Here is a 237-nt window from a genome sequence, read left to right as displayed (position 1 = left end):
TCGCCGGCACCGGCTGGGGCATCCTGCACAAGGCCGAGGCCTGGGCCGACACCGAGGCGTTCTTCCGCTCGGTGGGGGAGACCCACGCCGCGATCGGCTCGGAGTACGTCGTGCACCTGCCTCCGATGTACCGGGACGAGAAGACCGGCGGCTACATCGACGACAAGGTCCTCTCCCGGAGGCGTGGAACCTGTACGTCGCCAACGCCAACAAGCTCGGCCGGATCATGAAGGAGGA

Annotated in this window: 1 pseudogene; it reads left to right on the top strand. The window is 67.5% G+C overall.

Features of this window, described 5'->3' with window-relative positions:
• Window positions 1-237 (top strand): annotated as a pseudogene (locus tag BN358_RS26895) (2-keto-myo-inositol dehydratase); the annotation flags it as partial.

The organism is Sedimentibacter sp. B4, assembly GCF_000309315.1.
Classification (GTDB): Bacteria; Bacillota; Clostridia; order Tissierellales; family Sedimentibacteraceae; genus Sedimentibacter; species Sedimentibacter saalensis.
This window is presented reverse-complemented; position numbering and strand designations above follow the sequence as displayed.